The 253-nt window shown below is 37.9% G+C and carries 1 protein-coding gene; it reads right to left on the reverse strand.

The window, feature by feature from the left end:
• Positions 1-65 precede the first annotated feature (65 nt).
• On the reverse strand, positions 66-253 hold a 188-nt coding region (gene rpsT, locus ACTHS4_RS12205; RefSeq protein WP_440366022.1), incomplete at its 5' end, for a 30S ribosomal protein S20.

Raw genomic sequence — 253 nt, forward strand, 5'->3', positions numbered from 1 at the left:
GGTTTACGGTAAACAAAAACCGCACCAAAGTGCGGTTTTATTTTTAAGCTGTTTTAATGCTTTAATTACGCTAATTTTTTGATTTGAGCAGCTAATTTAGCTTTGTGGTTTGCTGCGTTGTTAGCGTGGATTAAGCCTTTAGAAGCCATACGGTCAACAACTTTTTGCATTTCAACGAATGCTGCTTCAGCTGCTGCTTTTTCACCTGCTGCTACTTGAGCATATACTTTTTTGATGTAAGTACGCATCATAG

The organism is Neisseria sp. P0014.S009 (genome assembly GCF_051958155.1).
GTDB lineage: Bacteria > Pseudomonadota > Gammaproteobacteria > Burkholderiales > Neisseriaceae > Neisseria > Neisseria flavescens_C.